Raw genomic sequence first — 14,743 nt, 5'->3', positions numbered from 1 at the left:
TCCCCGCGGAGCACGGACCGCGCCGGTGCGGGATGCTGGAGATAACGTTCGTTCACCTCGACGGTGCGGGCAGGGCGTGGCAACCGGTGCGGCCGGTCCGGGGACCGTGATGAATGGAGGCAGTGATGGGTGTGTCGGGGCCGATCCGTGTGGTGGTCGCGAAGCCGGGGCTGGACGGCCACGACCGTGGGGCCAAGGTCATCGCGCGGGCGCTGCGGGACGCGGGCATGGAGGTCATCTACACCGGGCTGCATCAGACGCCCGAGCAGATCGTGGACACCGCGATCCAGGAGGACGCGGACGCCATCGGCCTCTCGATCCTCTCCGGAGCGCACAACACCCTGTTCGCCAAGGTGCTGGAGCTGCTGCGGGAGCGTGAGGCCGAGGACATCAAGGTCTTCGGCGGCGGCATCATCCCGGACGGGGACATCGACGCGCTGAAGGAGCAGGGGGTCGCCGCGATCTTCACTCCGGGCGCCACCACCACCGAGATCGTGGAGTGGATCCGCGCGCACGTCGGTCCGGTCGCGGCCTGACGCTCGCGCCCCTCCCGGCGGCGTTCCCGCCGCCGGTGCCGGGCGGCGGGGACGTCCCGTCGCCCGCCCGGCCGTCCGGGCCGCCGGTGCCGTCCGGACGGGGCGGCGCCGGAGTCGGGGGCCGCCCCGTCAGGCACCGCCGCCCGCTTCCGGCCGGTCTCCGGGGGTGGCGGCCGTATCGTCCAGCTCGGCCGCACCGTCCAGTTCGGCGAGCATCACGGCCCGCAGCCGGAGGGTGCTCATCAGCCGGTGGAACGCCTCGGCCCAGTAGGTGTCGGCGCCCGGCGCCCCCCGCCGGGTGTCCGTGAGCGCGGCGAGCGGCGCGAGCCGCTCCGCGCCCGCCGGGTCCAGGCAGCGTTCGGCCAGCCCCATCACCCCGCTGAAGCTCCACGGGTGACTGCCCGCGTCCCGGGCGATCTCCAGCGCGTCCACCACGGCCCGCCCCAGCGGCGCGCTCCACGGCACCGCGCAGACACCGAGAATCCGGAACGCCTCCGAGAGCCCGTGGGCCTCGATGAACCGCGCCGCCCACTCGCTCCGCTCCGCCGTGGGGAGCACCGTCAGCAGCTTGGCCGGATCGCCGGGACCGTCGGTGAACGGCGTGGTGGGCGGCCCGATCAGGGCCCGGGCCCACTCCGCGTCGCGCTGCCGGACGGCCGCCCGGCACCAGGCGGCGTGGACGTCCCGCTGCCAGCCGTCGGCCACCGGCAGCGCGGCGATCTCGACCGGGGTGCGGCCCCCCAGGTGCTCCGACCAGATACCGAGCGGTGCCGCCGCGACCAACTGCCCCAGCCACCAAGACCGTTCACCTCGGCCCTTGGGCGGTTTGGGGACGACGCCGTCCCGCTGGGCCTCCGCGTCACACGCGGTCGGGGCGTCGACGACGATCCACGGTCCGTCCCCGGCCGCGTCCCCGTCCCGCCGCGCCTGTGGGTCCCGCTCCCCGGTGGCTCCGCCCCGCTCCCGTTCCGGCCGGGCCGGGGCGCTCGGTGGCTCCGGCGTCTTCGGGGCCTCCGCCGTGGTGGCGGCGGGTGGGGCGCCGGGCGCTGCGCCGGTGACCCGCAGATGCGCCCGTGCCCGGCCCGCCATCCGCGCGGCCAGCGCCGACTCGGGGAGTGCGGACAGCAGTTGGGCGGCGGTCGCCCGGACGGTGCTGCTGCGGTCGGCGAGCGCCCGCTCCAGGAACGGCTCGTCACCGGGGCAGAGCCGTTCACGCAGCGCGTCCATGAACATCATCCGGTCCTCGGCGCGTTCGGCGCGCCAGCCGCTCGCGAGCAGCGTCAGCCCGGCGGCCGGATCGCGGCGGCGGAGCGCCATCAGCAGCGCCACCCGCTCCGCGAACAGCCCCTCCTCCCACACCCGTTGGGTGTTCTCGTCCAGTTCCGGAGCGGCCTCCCGCGCGGTACGGGGCGAGGTGGCCGCACGCGCGGCGAGGTGCGGCGCGGGGTTGTCCCGCAGTGCGAACTTCCAGTCCGGGTTCAGCCGGGCGAGCCAGAGGGCGCGCGGCCCGGCGAAGGTCAGCGCCTCGGGACGCAGGTCGGTCCGGCCCCGCGCCGCCTCCAGCAGCGCGGGCAGCAGCGCCGACGGGGCGCGGTAGCCGCGCCGGTTGGCCGCCGCGAGCCACTGCGGCAGCAGTTCGCCGAGGTCGGGGGTGCCCCCGCCACGGCGTCCGCCCTCGTCACCCCGGCCGCCGGAGCGCTGGCTGAGCAGGGAGCGCAGCCGCCGTTCGGCGGCCTCCGGCAGCGGCGGGCGGTCGTCCTCCGGCGCGGGGGCGGGCGCGGGACGCGCCGCGAGCGGCGGCGCCCCCGCCCGCCGCTGCACGGTGCGGACGGCCGCGGCGTCCAGCAGCGCGGTGACGTCGCCGCCGGGCGGGGTGCGGCGCTGCGCTCCGAGCAGCGCCGCGGTGACGAGTTCGCTCCAGGGCACGGTGGTGGTCATCGGACGCGGCGCTCCTCGACTTCGGCGGACGTCGACTTCGACGGGACGGGTGCGGGCACGGAGACGGATGCGGACACGGAGACGGGTGCGGGGAACGGCGGTTCGGGCGCGGAGGCGGTGGGCGGTCCGCCGCCGCCCTCCGGGGCGTGGCCCAACCGCCCACCAGGGCCGTTCAGTTCACTGGGGGAGCGGCTGGCCGCGGGCCGGGGCGTGGTCGACGCCGGGATGGGGCCGCGAACCGGGACGTGCCCGATCTCCGGGGTGCGGACGGGGGTTGGCGCGGTCACAGCGGTACGGCGGTGCCGTCGGCGCTCCAGGCGCTGTACGGGGCGAAGCCCCGGTGCCCGTGCTCGCCGAACACGGTGAGCGGGGCGCCGCCGGAGAGCGCGAGGAGCTTCCAGAGCGCGCCGGACGCCGTCTCCGGATGGACGGGCACCGCGACCCACGCGCGACGCTGCCCCAACTCCTCAGTGGACGGGGCGGCTTCGGGACCCGTCTCCGTCTCCCGTCCGCCCGCGCGGCCCGCGTCTTCCGGGGCGGGCCCCTCGCCGGAACGGCCCTGCCCCGCCGCCTCGTCGGCCGGAGGCACGCCCAACTCCCAGCCTTCCGGGGCGGGTTCGGTGGCGAGCTGCCACTCCTCCGGACCGCCGTCCACCCCGGGCGGGATCGGCAGCACCCCGCGCAGCACCACCGGCCAGCCCTCCAGCCAGGGGTCCTCGGCGAGCGCCCGTGCGTACGCCGCCGGGGCCTCCGGGAGCGCCTCGCCGTCCGGCACGAAGCCCGCGCCGGGTGGGCCGTACCGCTCTCCGAGCGCGGCGCGGAGCGGCGGGGCTCCGGGGTGGAAGGCCAGGTCCGCCTCGACCGACAGGCCCACGGGGAGGGCCAGTTCGGGCGCGCCGCCGGGCGGGCCGAAGGACAGCAGGAGGGCGGTGCGCCCCGAGCGGTGGCCCCGGAGCCAGATCCGGCGGGCCGTCAGCCGCCCCATCGTCTCGTCCCGCCGCCCCAGGACCAGCCACTCGTCGCGGACCCGGGCCGCCGGGTCGGCCAGCAGCTCGGCGGAGTCCACCGTGTGGCCGACCCGGGTGCGGACCGTGGCCGCCAGCGGCTCGGGCAGCTCGTCCAGCCGCAGGCAGCTGACGTTGAGCAGGTGCAGCAGCGCGCACTCCGACAGCAGCCGCCCCGGCCAGTCGGCGCCCGTGGTGTGACTGCCCAACTCCCGTACACGGGAGGCGAGTCCGGGTGCCTGGGCGTCCACCATCCGGGCGGCCATCTCGTCCCACCGGGCGTATCCGGCGCGGTCGGCGCCGGCGAGTCCGCCGTTCAGCAGGTCGGCCAGGCGCTGTTCCAGCTCGGTGGCGCCCGCCGCGACGCGCTGGCTCCGGCGCTCCGCGCGGCGCCGGGCCGCCTCCGGGTCGGCGGGTGCCCGGCGCCGGGCACCGCCCGGAGTCTCGCCGCCCGCCGCGCCCTTGGCCGGTTCCCGGCCCGTGCCGCGCGCCGCCGCACCGTCCACGGCGCGTTCCGCGCGCGCCCGGCGGGCGTCCAGCCACTCCCGCGCCCAGTCCGGGCGTCCGGTGGCGGGCGCCACCGCCGTCTCCCCCTCGGACCAGCGCAGCAGCAGCGCCAGCGCGTGCTTGCAGGGGAACTTCCGGCTGGGGCAGGAGCACCGGTACGCCGGGGCCGGGTTCCCCAGGAGGTCGACGACGGTCTGGTAGCGCGTGCCGCCGCTGCCCGCGCAGCGCCCCCACACCGCCTCGCCGTCCGCCCCCGTCTCCGACCACGGTGACGGCGTCGCGAGCCGGTTCGCCGCCGAGCGTGACGAGGCGTCCGGAGCCAGCTCCAGCACCTGCTCCGACGTCCAGCGCAACCCCTGTGCAGTCATGCGAACGACGGTAGGAGCCGCCACTGACACCCGCCCGGCCCGAGCCGGGGACGGAGCGCGAGGACGGGCAGGGGAGGGAGCACGGGGACGGCCGTGTGCGTCCGTCGAGGGGCGTCCGGTCGCCGGGGTGGTGGTCACCCGGGGTGGTCGTCCGTGGCGGGGTGGTTGTCAGTGGTGCGGTGCAGGGTGGTCGGCACGTCGTTCCACCGCGTGTCGAGGGGGAGTTGTGACCCGTTCCCAATCCGTGGCTGAGGCCGCCGCACCGTCGTCCGGTGCTCCCACCGAGGTGTCCGGCGCGGCGCCGAACGCCCTGCGGCCGCACGCCGAGGACGCGTTCGCGGAGGAGCTGGCCGCGCTGGCCGAGGCGGACGACCGGCCGCGCCCGGAGCGCTGGCGGCTGTCCCCGTGGGCGGTCGCCACCTACCTGCTCGGCGGCGAACTGCCGGACGGCACCGTCATCACGCCGAAGTACGTGGGCCCGCGCCGGATCGTCGAGGTCGCCGTCACCACCCTGGCGACGGACCGGGCGCTGCTGCTGCTCGGCGTTCCGGGCACCGCCAAGACCTGGGTCTCCGAGCACTTGGCCGCCGCCGTGAGCGGCGACTCGACCCTGCTGGTGCAGGGCACGGCGGGCACCGCCGAGGAGGCCGTGCGGTACGGCTGGAACTACGCCCGGCTGCTGGCGGAGGGCCCCAGCCGGGAGGCGCTGGTGCCGAGTCCGGTGATGCGGGCCATGGTGGAGGGGAGCACCGCCCGGGTCGAGGAACTGACCCGTATCCCGGCCGACGTGCAGGACAGCCTCATCACCGTCCTCTCGGAGAAGACGCTGCCGATCCCCGAACTGGGGGAGGAGGCGCGGGCGGTCAGCGGCTTCAACCTGATCGCCACCGCCAACGACCGCGACCGTGGGGTCAACGAGCTGTCCAGCGCGCTGCGCAGGCGGTTCAACACCGTGGTGCTGCCGCTTCCGGCCTCCGCCGAGGAGGAGGTCGACATCGTCTCCCGCCGGGTGGACCAGATCGGGGGCTCGCTGCGGCTGCCCGCCGTGCCGGAGGGCGTGGAGGAGATCCGGCGGGTCGTCACCGTCTTCCGTGAACTGCGGGACGGCGTCACCGAGGACGGCCGCACCAAGGTCAAGTCCCCCTCGGGCACGCTCTCCACGGCCGAGGCGATCTCCGTGGTGACCGGCGGGCTGGCCCTCGCCGCGCACTTCGGGGACGGCGTGCTGCGCGCCTCGGACGTGGCCGCCGGAATCCGTGGCGCGGTGGTGCGCGATCCGGCCGCCGACCAGGTGGTCTGGCAGGAGTACCTGGAGGCCGTCGTCCGGGAGCGGGCGGGCTGGAAGGACTTCTACCGCGCCTGCCGTGAGGCCGCCGCGTGACGGCCCCGTCCGGGAGGGACGCCGCGCGGGCGGGCGGGGCGGACGCCGAACGGCCGGACGGGCCCCTGCTGTTGGGCGTGCGGCACCACGGCCCGGGCTCGGCCCGCGCGGTGGGGGCGGCGCTCGCCGCGTACCGGCCGGAGGTGCTGCTGGTCGAGGGCCCGCCGGAGGCGGACGCGGTGGTGTCGCTCGCCGCCGACGAGGGGATGCGGCCGCCCGTCGCGCTGCTGGCGCACGCGCGGGGCGAGCCGGGCCGGGCGGCCTTCTGGCCGCTCGCGGAGTTCTCCCCGGAGTGGGTCGCGATCCGCTGGGCCCTGGAGGCCGGGGTGCCGGTGCGGTTCGTCGACCTCCCGGCGGCGCACTCGCTCGCCCTGGCCGCGCCCGCCACCGAAGGGGACGCCCAACCTCCGTCGGATGAACCGGAGTTGGATAAGCCGCCCGAGGCCGGGGAGCCGTCCGCCCCCATGGAGCCGTCCACCCCCGGGGAGTCGTCCGAGGGGGCGGAGTTGCGGGCCGACCCGCTGGCCGCGCTCGCGCGCGCCGCCGGGTACGACGACGCGGAGCGCTGGTGGGAGGACGCCGTGGAGCACCGCCTCCCGGCCCCGGCACCCCACCCGTCCGTCCCCGCTGACCCCTCCGGTCCGGCCACCTCGTCCCAACCACCCAGCCCCTACGCCCCGTTCGCGGCGCTCGCCGAGGCGATGACGGCGCTACGCGAGAGTTTCCCACCCTCCGGGGAGACGGACGCCGCCAGGTCGGCGGGCCCGGGCACGGAGCGCCGCGACCTGATCCGGGAGGCCCATATGCGGCTCCGACTCCGCGAGGCACAGCGGGAGTTCGGCGCCGGGTCGGTGGCCGTGGTCTGCGGTGCCTGGCATGTGCCCGCGCTGGCCCGGCGGTCCACCGTCACCGCCGACCGCGCGCTGCTGAAGGGGCTGCCCAAGGTGCGCGCCGAGGTGACCTGGGTGCCGTGGACCCACCGCAGGCTCGCCCGGGCCGGGGGGTACGGCGCGGGCGTCACCTCGCCCGGCTGGTACGCGCACCTATTCCACTCCCCGGACCGGCCGCTGGAGCGCTGGATGACGCGGGTGGCCCGGCTGTTGCGGGCCGAGGACCACAGCGCCTCCTCCGCGCACGTGATCGAGGCGGTGCGGTTGGCGGAGAGCCTGGCGGCCCTGCGCGGCCGACCGCTCGCCGGGCTGGGCGAGTGTGTGGACGCGGTGCGGGCGGTGCTCTGCGAGGGCTCGGACGTACCGCTCGCGCTGGTGGAGGATCGGCTGGTCGTAGGGGAGGCACTGGGCGAGGTCCCGGAGGGCGCGCCCGCCGTGCCGCTCCAGCGAGACCTGAGCAGGGCGCAGCGCTCGCTGCGGCTCACCCCGTCGGCGGCGGAACGGCGGCTCGACCTCGACCTGCGGGGCGAGACGGACGCGGCGCGCAGCAGGCTCTTCCACCAACTGCGGCTGCTCGGCGTCGACTGGGCCCGGCCGGTCGCGGAGCGGGGCGGCACCGGAACCTTCCGGGAGAGCTGGTCGCTGTGCTGGGAGCCCGAGTTGGCGGTGCGCGTCGCGGAGGCCGGGGTGTGGGGTACCACGCTGCCCGGCGCGGCCACCGCCAAGGCGGAGGCGGAGGCGGTGGGCGCGGAGTCGCTGGCCGAGGTCACCGCGCTCGCGGAGCGCTGTCTGCTCGCCGGACTGCCGGACGCGCTGCCCGTGGTGATGCGCGCCCTCGCGGACCGCGCGGCGCTGGACACCAACGTCGGGCAGCTCGCGGAGGCCCTGCCCGCGCTGGTCCGCTCCGCCCGGTACGGGGACGTACGCGGCTCGGACGGCGCGGCGCTGACCGAGGTCGCGGCCGGGCTGGCCGAGCGCGTCCGGGTCGGACTACCGCCCGCCTGCGTGGGGTTGGACGCGAGCGGCGCGGAGGCGATGCGGGCGCACCTCGACGCCGTGCACCAGTCGGTCAGCCTGCTCGCCCAGACCGCGCCCGTCGACGACGCCGCGGACCCGGGCTCCGGCGTCCCGCCCAACCAGCCCGAACAGAGCGGCGCGGGGCGGGAGTTCGCCCCGGAGGGGCTGGCCGGGCTGCCAGCGCGCTGGCGCGCCGTACTGCGCGCGCTGGCCGAACGGGACCGGATACCGGGGCTGTTGCGCGGGCGCTGCGTCCGGCTGCTGCTGGACGACGGGCGGTTGGCGGACGCCGAGGCGGCGCGGCTGATGGGCCTCGCGCTGTCCTCCGGGGCCCCGGCGGCGGGGGCGGCCGCCTGGATCGAGGGGTTCCTCTCCGGCGGCGGGATGCTGCTGGTGCACGACGCGCGGCTGCTCGGGCTGGTCGACGGCTGGCTGGGCGGTGTTCCGGAGGACTCCTTCATCGACGTACTCCCGCTGCTGCGGCGCACGTTCGCGGACCTGGAAGAGGGAGTCCGGCGCACGGTGGGCGAGTTGGTGCGCCGTGGCCCGCGGGCGGGGAACGGCCCGCCAACGTCCGGGGGCGGGGGCCGCGATCCGGAGGCGGCGCTCGACCCGTCGCGCGCGCGGGCGGTGCTGCCGGTACTGGAGCGGCTGCTGGGCGCCCCGCCCACGGCGGTCGCGAGGGTCCCCGCGACACCGGACGCCGCGACGGCCGCGCCCCCCACCGGGCCCCGGCCCGACCCCGAACCGGCGTCCACGGCTGGGCCGTTCGCGCCATCCGTCGCGGGGCCGCTGGCCGAGCCGGAGGTGGACCGGGCCGGGGTGGTGCGCCGCTGGCGGCTGGTGCTGGGCGGTTCCGGTGAGACCGACGGCACCGGCTGCGTCCTCGGCGGCCGGGACGCCGCGCTGGACCGCACGCTGGAGGCGCTGTACGGCGCCCGTACCGGCAGGAGCGGCGGGTACGGCGCCGTGGGGCGCGGCCGCTCGGGCCGCTCGGCCGGGCTGGGCGGCTCGGCGCCCGACGTGGCGCGCTGGCTCGGGGACATCCGCGCCTACTTCCCCAGCTCCGTGGTCCAGGTGATGCAGCGGGACGCGATGGACCGGCTCGGGCTCTCCGCGATGCTGCTGGAGCCGGAGTTGATGGAGGCAGTCGAGCCCGACGTGCACCTGGTGGGCACCCTGCTGTCGCTGAACAAGGCCATGCCGGAGACCAGCCGGGAGACGGCCCGGGCCGTGGTGCGCCGGGTCGTGACCGAACTGGAGCGGCGGCTGGCCGGGCGGACCCGTTCGACGCTCGGCGGGGCGCTGGACCGTGCGGCGCGGATCCACCGGCCGCGCCACCGGGACATCGACTGGGACCGCACCATCCGCGCCAACCTGCGGCACTACCTGCCCGAGCACCGCACGGTGGTGCCGGAGCGGCTGGTGGGGTTCGGGCGCGCGGCGAACGCGGCGAAGAAGGAGGTGATCCTCTGCGTCGACCAGTCGGGGTCGATGGCCTCCTCGGTGGTCTACGCCTCGGTGTTCGGGGCCGTGCTCGCCTCGATGCGGTCGCTCAGCACGCGGATCGTCGTCTTCGACACCAGCGTCGTCGACCTGACGGACGCCATCGACGACCCGGTGGACGTCCTCTTCGGCACCCAGCTCGGCGGCGGCACGGACATCAACCGGGCGCTCGCGTACTGTCAGTCGCGGATCAGCCGTCCGAACGAGACGGTCGTGGTGCTCGTCAGCGACCTGTACGAGGGCGGTATACGGAACGAGATGCTGAAGCGGGTCGCCGCGATGCGGGCGGCCGGGGTGCGGTTCGTCTCCCTGCTCGCCCTCTCCGACGACGGTGCCCCGTCCTACGACCGGGAGCACGCGGCGGCGCTGGCCGCGCTGGGCGCCCCGGCCTTCGCCTGCACCCCGGACCAGTTCCCCGAGGTGATGGCGGCGGCCATCGAACGCCGGGCCCTGCCCGCCCCGGAGGCCACCGCGACGGGAGCCGCCTGACCCCGGGGAACGAGCCCCCGCCCCGCGCCACCCGCCCGGTGACCAGCGCGCGTCGAACCGATACGCGCCGAACCAGTACGCCTGACCTGACCTGACCTGACCTGACCTGACCCGGACCGGTCGTCCCGTCTCCCACGGGGCGGCCGGTCCGCCGTGCGTCCGCCCCCGGCCGTCCCGCTCTCCCCTCCCTACCCGGTCCACCCCGGCGGCGCATTCCCCGGGTTTCCGGGAATTCCCCTGAGTTTCCGCCGAGTTCGCGCGAATTCCCCGCTGTCGCGGGTGGGTTCCGGGTGTTCCGGGTGTTCCCGGCGGCCTCCGGGAGGTGCCCGCCGCCCGCCTCTCCCGGCCGGTCGCCGGGTGGGCGCGTTCCGTCGGTCGTCGCCTGCCGCCAACAGGCCACCGGTTCCGTCGCTGGTGAGCCGGGGTGGCGCGGCTGCGCCCCGGGTCCGGGCCGGGGTGTGTGGCGCTCGTGCCCCGGTGCGGGCGGCTGAATGTGGACGGCTCCACCCCGCTCTGTGACGGGTTTCACCGCTCCGGTGTGAGCTGGGATTTATGAAGCGCAGACGTGCGGAGCTAATCTGCAAGACGGACATGCCGCGTACCTGGGTCTGAGCGGAAGATCGTGTGCGCCCTCGTAGTGACCGCGTCGTCACGCCGCCCCAGCGGCACGCCCACGCTGAGAACGACCGCGATACCACTGACTAAGGGGACGGACGCGCGTGGACCTGTTCGAGTATCAGGCGAGGGACATCTTCGCCAAGCATGACGTTCCGGTGCTGGCCGGTGAAGTCATCGACACCCCTGAGGCCGCTCGTGAGGTGACCGAGCGCCTCGGTGGCCGCGCCGTTGTGAAGGCCCAGGTCAAGACCGGTGGCCGCGGCAAGGCCGGCGGTGTGAAGCTGGCTTCCGACCCGGCCGAGGCCGTCGAGAAGGCCGGCCAGATCCTGGGCATGGACATCAAGGGCCACACCGTCAACAAGGTGATGCTGGCCCAGACCGCGGACATCGCGGAGGAGTACTACGTCTCCTTCCTCCTCGACCGCACCAACCGCACCTTCCTCGCGATGGCATCCGTCGAGGGCGGCGTGGAGATCGAGGAGGTGGCCGCCACCAACCCGGAGGCGCTCGCCAAGATCCAGGTCGACGCGCTGGACGGCGTGACCGAGGCGAAGGCGCGGGAGATCGCCGAGGCGGCGAAGTTCCCCGCCGAGCTGATCGACCAGGTCGTCAACGTGCTCCAGAAGCTGTGGGGGGTCTTCGTCAAGGAGGACGCCCTGCTGGTCGAGGTGAACCCGCTGGTCAAGACCGGCGACGGCAAGGTCATCGCGCTGGACGGCAAGGTCTCGCTGGACGCGAACGCCGAGTTCCGGCAGCCCGACCACGCCGCGCTGGAGGACAAGGCGGCGGCGAACCCGCTGGAGGCGGCGGCCAAGGCGAAGGGCCTCAACTACGTCAAGCTCGACGGCCAGGTGGGCATCATCGGCAACGGCGCCGGGTTGGTCATGTCGACGCTGGACGTCGTCGCGTACGCGGGCGAGGCCCATCAGGGCGTCAAGCCCGCCAACTTCCTCGACATCGGGGGCGGCGCCTCCGCCGAGGTGATGGCGAACGGGCTGGAGATCATCCTCGGGGACCCGGACGTGAAGTCCGTCTTCGTCAACGTCTTCGGTGGCATCACCGCCTGCGACGCGGTGGCCAACGGCATCGTCCAGGCGCTCGAACTGCTCGCCTCCAAGGGCGAGGACATCTCCAAGCCGCTCGTCGTCCGGCTGGACGGCAACAACGCGGAGCTGGGGCGCAAGATCCTCACCGACGCCAACCACCCGCTGGTGCAGCAGGTGGACACCATGGACGGAGCGGCCGACCGCGCCGCCGAGCTGGCCGCCAAGTAACAGGGACGAGGACACCGACACACCATGGCTATCTTCCTCACCAAGGAGAGCAAGGTCATCGTCCAGGGGATGACCGGCTCCGAGGGCCAGAAGCACACCAAGCGGATGCTGGCCTCCGGCACCAACATCGTCGGCGGGGTCAACCCCCGCAAGGCGGGCACGACCGTCGACTTCGACGGGACCGAGGTCCCCGTGTTCGGCGGCGTCAAGGAGGCCATGGAGGCCACCGGCGCCGACGTGACCGTCATCTTCGTCCCGGAGAAGTTCACCAAGAGCGCCGTGATCGAGGCCATCGACGCCGCGATCCCGCTCGCCGTGGTGATCACCGAGGGCATCGCGGTGCACGACTCCGCCGCGTTCTGGGCCCACGCGGGCAAGCACGGCAACGCCACGCGCATCATCGGCCCGAACTGCCCCGGTCTCATCACCCCCGGGCAGTCCAACGCGGGCATCATCCCGGCCAACATCACCAAGCCGGGCCGTATCGGACTGGTCTCCAAGTCCGGCACGCTCACGTACCAGATGATGTACGAGCTGCGCGACATCGGCTTCTCCACCTGCGTCGGCATCGGCGGTGACCCGGTCATCGGCACCACGCACATCGACGCCCTCAAGGCGTTCCAGGAGGACCCGGAGACCGACCTGATCGTCATGATCGGGGAGATCGGCGGGGACGCGGAGGAACGTGCCGCCGACTACATCAAGGAGAACGTGACGAAGCCCGTCGTGGGGTACGTCGCGGGCTTCACCGCCCCCGAGGGCAAGACGATGGGCCACGCGGGCGCCATCGTCTCCGGCTCCTCCGGCACCGCGCAGGCCAAGCAGGAGGCGCTGGAGGCCGCGGGTGTGAAGGTCGGCAAGACGCCCTCCGAGACCGCGCGGCTCGCCCGCGAGCTGCTCGCGGGCTGAGGAGCGTCCCCTGCCCGCGGTCCGGCCGCGAGCAGCGCGAACCGAGGCGGCGACCGTTGTCCGGACGGGCCCGCGCCGAGTGCGGCGCGGGCCCGTCCGACGTCCGGTGGCCAGGCCCGGCGGTCTCGAGGGACCGGACCCGCGCCGACACCACGATGGATACGGACGTACCGGGGTAAATAGGGCGCTGTTGGCAGCATGACGGGGTGAGTCAGACGACGCGTCCCAGCCAGTCACCGCCCCCGAGCCGCCGCTCACTCCGCCACCGGGCCCCCGCCGTGACCGGCTGGCTGTTCGCCGGCGCGCTCGCCGCCGTGCTGGGGCTCGGGCTGATCGCCGCCCTGGTGCTCCTGCTGTGGACCCTCTCGCCCTACCCGGACAGCGGTCCCAGCGGCGCCCTGCACATCGCCGCCGATCTCTGGCTGCTCGCGCACGGCGCCGACCTGCTCCGCACCGGAACGCCCTCCGGGGTGCCCGCGCCCATCGGTCTGACGCCGCTGCTGCTCAGCCTCCTCCCCGCCGGACTACTGTTCCGCGCGGCCCAGCAGGCCGTCGCGGAGGCCGAGTTCGCGCGTGAGCACGCCGCCGACCGGGCCGTCCCGGACGAGCGCGCGGTGTCCGAGGGCCGGGCCGTCCACGGCCGCCCGGACGGGGACGGGCGGGGCGCGGCGGAACCGGACACCGACCGGCACGCGGGCCGGCCGGGGGAGCGGGTGCCGGAGCCGCTGGAGGGCGCCACCCCGCGTCGCATCCTCGGCTGGGTGTGCGCCGGGTACCTGCTGGCCGCCACCGCCGCCGTCGGCTACGCCGCCTCCGGCCCGATCCACGTCGACGTGGTCACCGCCGTGACCCACCTCCCGCTGTTCGTCCTGATCGTGGCCGCCGCCGGTGCGTGGATCGGCTGCGGCAGCCCCGTACCGGAACCGCCCGGCACCCGTGGACGCTCCGGCTTCGTCCGGCGCGGGCTGGCGCGCGAACCCCGGGAGCGGCTGCTCACCGCGCTCCGCGCGGCGGGCTGGACGGGCGGGGTGCTCTGCGCCGGTGGCGTACTGCTCACCGCCGCCGCGCTGGTGTGGGACGCCAACTCCACCAGCGCGCCGCCACCGCTGCTGACCAGCGCTTTCTCCGGACAGCTCGGGGTGCTGCTGCTGGTGTGCGCGCTGGTGCCCAACGCGGCGGTCTGGGCCGCCTCCTACCTGCTGGGCCCGGGGTTCACGGTGGGCGGCGGAAGCCTCGTCACCCCGCTCGACGCGCGAGGCTACCCGGACCTGCCCAACTTCCCGCTGTTCAGCGCCGTTCCGGCGGAGGGGACACACGGCCCGTACGCGATGGCGCTGGCCTGGGCGCTGCCCGCGCTGGCGGGCGTGGTCTGTGGCTGGAGCGTCGGCCGCGACACCGTCCCGGTCCGTGGACGGCGGTGGGTCCTGCGCGGCTGGCGCGGCACGCTCGGCACCGCGCTGCTCGCCGCCTGCGCCGTCGGCGCGGGCATGGCGGCGCTCGCCCTGCTGGCCGGGGGAGCGATGGGTACGGGCGAGCTGGCCCGACTCGGGCCGCGCTGGTGGTACACCGGGCTGGTCGCGCTGGGCTGGGCGGCGCTCGCCGGACTGCCGAGCGCCCTGGTCGTACGCGGCTGGCGGCTGCGTGGCACCCGGGCACCGCACACCCCCTCCGCCGGAGCCCGCACCCGGCACCTCCCCGCCGCGAGCGCCGTCCCGCCCGGGGGCCCTGTCCCGTCCGGCGGCCCGATCCGGCCCGGAAGGCCGGTCCCGTCCGGAGCGTCGCGGGACCCGCGCGGCGCCGGGGAGCGGCCGACGAGGAGGACCGGGGCCACCACCCCGGCGCCCCCGGCGCTGTCGGTACCCCCAGCGGCCACGACCTCCGGAACCGGCGTGACCACGGTGGCGCTCGCTCGCCCGCCCGCCACGGCCCGCGCCTCGGGAACGTCGCCCGGAAGCGGGGTGGCCGCCGACGGTGCCGCCGGGGCGACCCCGGAGCCGCGCGAGGACCGGGGCGCGCGACGGCGCTGGTGGGGAGGGCGCCGCACGCGGGCCGCCAGCCCGGTCCCACCGGAGACCCGCCCCGCCACCGCGACCACCCCGAGGAACGCCCCCGCGACCGCGTCGCGGAACACCACCGCGACCGCGTCGCAGAACGTCACCGCCCCACCAGAGGCCACCGCCGACGGCGTGGCCACGGGGGACACCGCCCGGTGGCACGAGACCGGGGCCCGGCAACGCCGGTGGGCCGCGCTCCGCGAGGCGTCCGGCGGGCTGGTGCCCGACTTCGAGCCCCGCCACCCCGACTGA

The 14,743-nt window shown here is 75.9% G+C and carries 8 protein-coding genes; 6 read left to right on the top strand and 2 right to left on the bottom strand.

Features of this window, described 5'->3' with window-relative positions; genetic code table 11:
- Positions 1–125 precede the first annotated feature (125 nt).
- Positions 126–536, top strand: a complete 411-nt coding sequence (locus E0L36_RS26355) for a cobalamin B12-binding domain-containing protein (protein ID WP_180931858.1) — start codon at positions 126–128, stop codon at positions 534–536.
- Positions 537–665: 129 nt separating this feature from the next.
- Here the strand turns inward: E0L36_RS26355 and E0L36_RS26350 are convergent, their stop codons facing one another.
- Both E0L36_RS26350 and E0L36_RS26345 read right to left on the bottom strand, forming a co-directional pair.
- The gene (locus tag E0L36_RS26350) at positions 666–2,474 is read right to left on the bottom strand and encodes a DUF5691 domain-containing protein (protein WP_219637137.1); all 1,809 of its coding nucleotides are present in this window, start codon (positions 2,472–2,474) and stop codon (positions 666–668) included.
- Between the two features lie 283 nt (positions 2,475–2,757).
- Positions 2,758–4,353 (bottom strand): SWIM zinc finger domain-containing protein, encoded by a 1,596-nt coding sequence (locus E0L36_RS26345; RefSeq protein ID WP_180931845.1) that lies wholly within the window; start codon positions 4,351–4,353, stop codon positions 2,758–2,760.
- A 244-nt stretch (positions 4,354–4,597) separates the two neighbouring features.
- Here E0L36_RS26345 and E0L36_RS26340 point away from each other — a divergent pair, with 244 nt between their 5' ends.
- From E0L36_RS26340 to E0L36_RS28095, 5 genes are all read left to right on the top strand, one after another.
- Complete coding sequence (locus tag E0L36_RS26340) at positions 4,598–5,734, top strand: AAA family ATPase (RefSeq protein ID WP_374705600.1); 1,137 nt, start codon at positions 4,598–4,600, stop codon at positions 5,732–5,734.
- Complete coding sequence (locus E0L36_RS26335) at positions 5,731–9,636, top strand: DUF5682 family protein (protein ID WP_180931843.1); 3,906 nt, start codon at positions 5,731–5,733, stop codon at positions 9,634–9,636. The genes E0L36_RS26340 and E0L36_RS26335 overlap by 4 nt, the downstream gene beginning before the upstream one ends.
- A 719-nt stretch (positions 9,637–10,355) precedes the next feature.
- Positions 10,356–11,528, top strand: a complete 1,173-nt coding sequence (sucC, locus tag E0L36_RS26330) for an ADP-forming succinate--CoA ligase subunit beta (protein ID WP_180931842.1) — start codon at positions 10,356–10,358, stop codon at positions 11,526–11,528.
- A 24-nt stretch (positions 11,529–11,552) separates the two neighbouring features.
- Positions 11,553–12,437 carry a succinate--CoA ligase subunit alpha gene (sucD, locus tag E0L36_RS26325; RefSeq protein WP_180931841.1) on the top strand — a complete coding sequence of 295 codons (885 nt, stop codon included), beginning with the start codon at positions 11,553–11,555 and terminating at the stop codon, positions 12,435–12,437.
- 206 nt (positions 12,438–12,643) lie between these two features.
- Positions 12,644–14,743 carry a DUF6350 family protein gene (locus E0L36_RS28095; RefSeq protein ID WP_374705597.1) on the top strand — a complete coding sequence of 700 codons (2,100 nt, stop codon included), beginning with the start codon at positions 12,644–12,646 and terminating at the stop codon, positions 14,741–14,743.

It is taken from the genome of Streptomyces sp. AJS327 (genome assembly GCF_013450295.1).
In the GTDB taxonomy this organism is placed as follows: domain Bacteria; phylum Actinomycetota; class Actinomycetes; order Streptomycetales; family Streptomycetaceae; genus Streptomyces.
The sequence above is the reverse complement of the archived record's forward strand: the minus strand, read 5'-3'. Positions and strand labels throughout refer to the sequence as shown.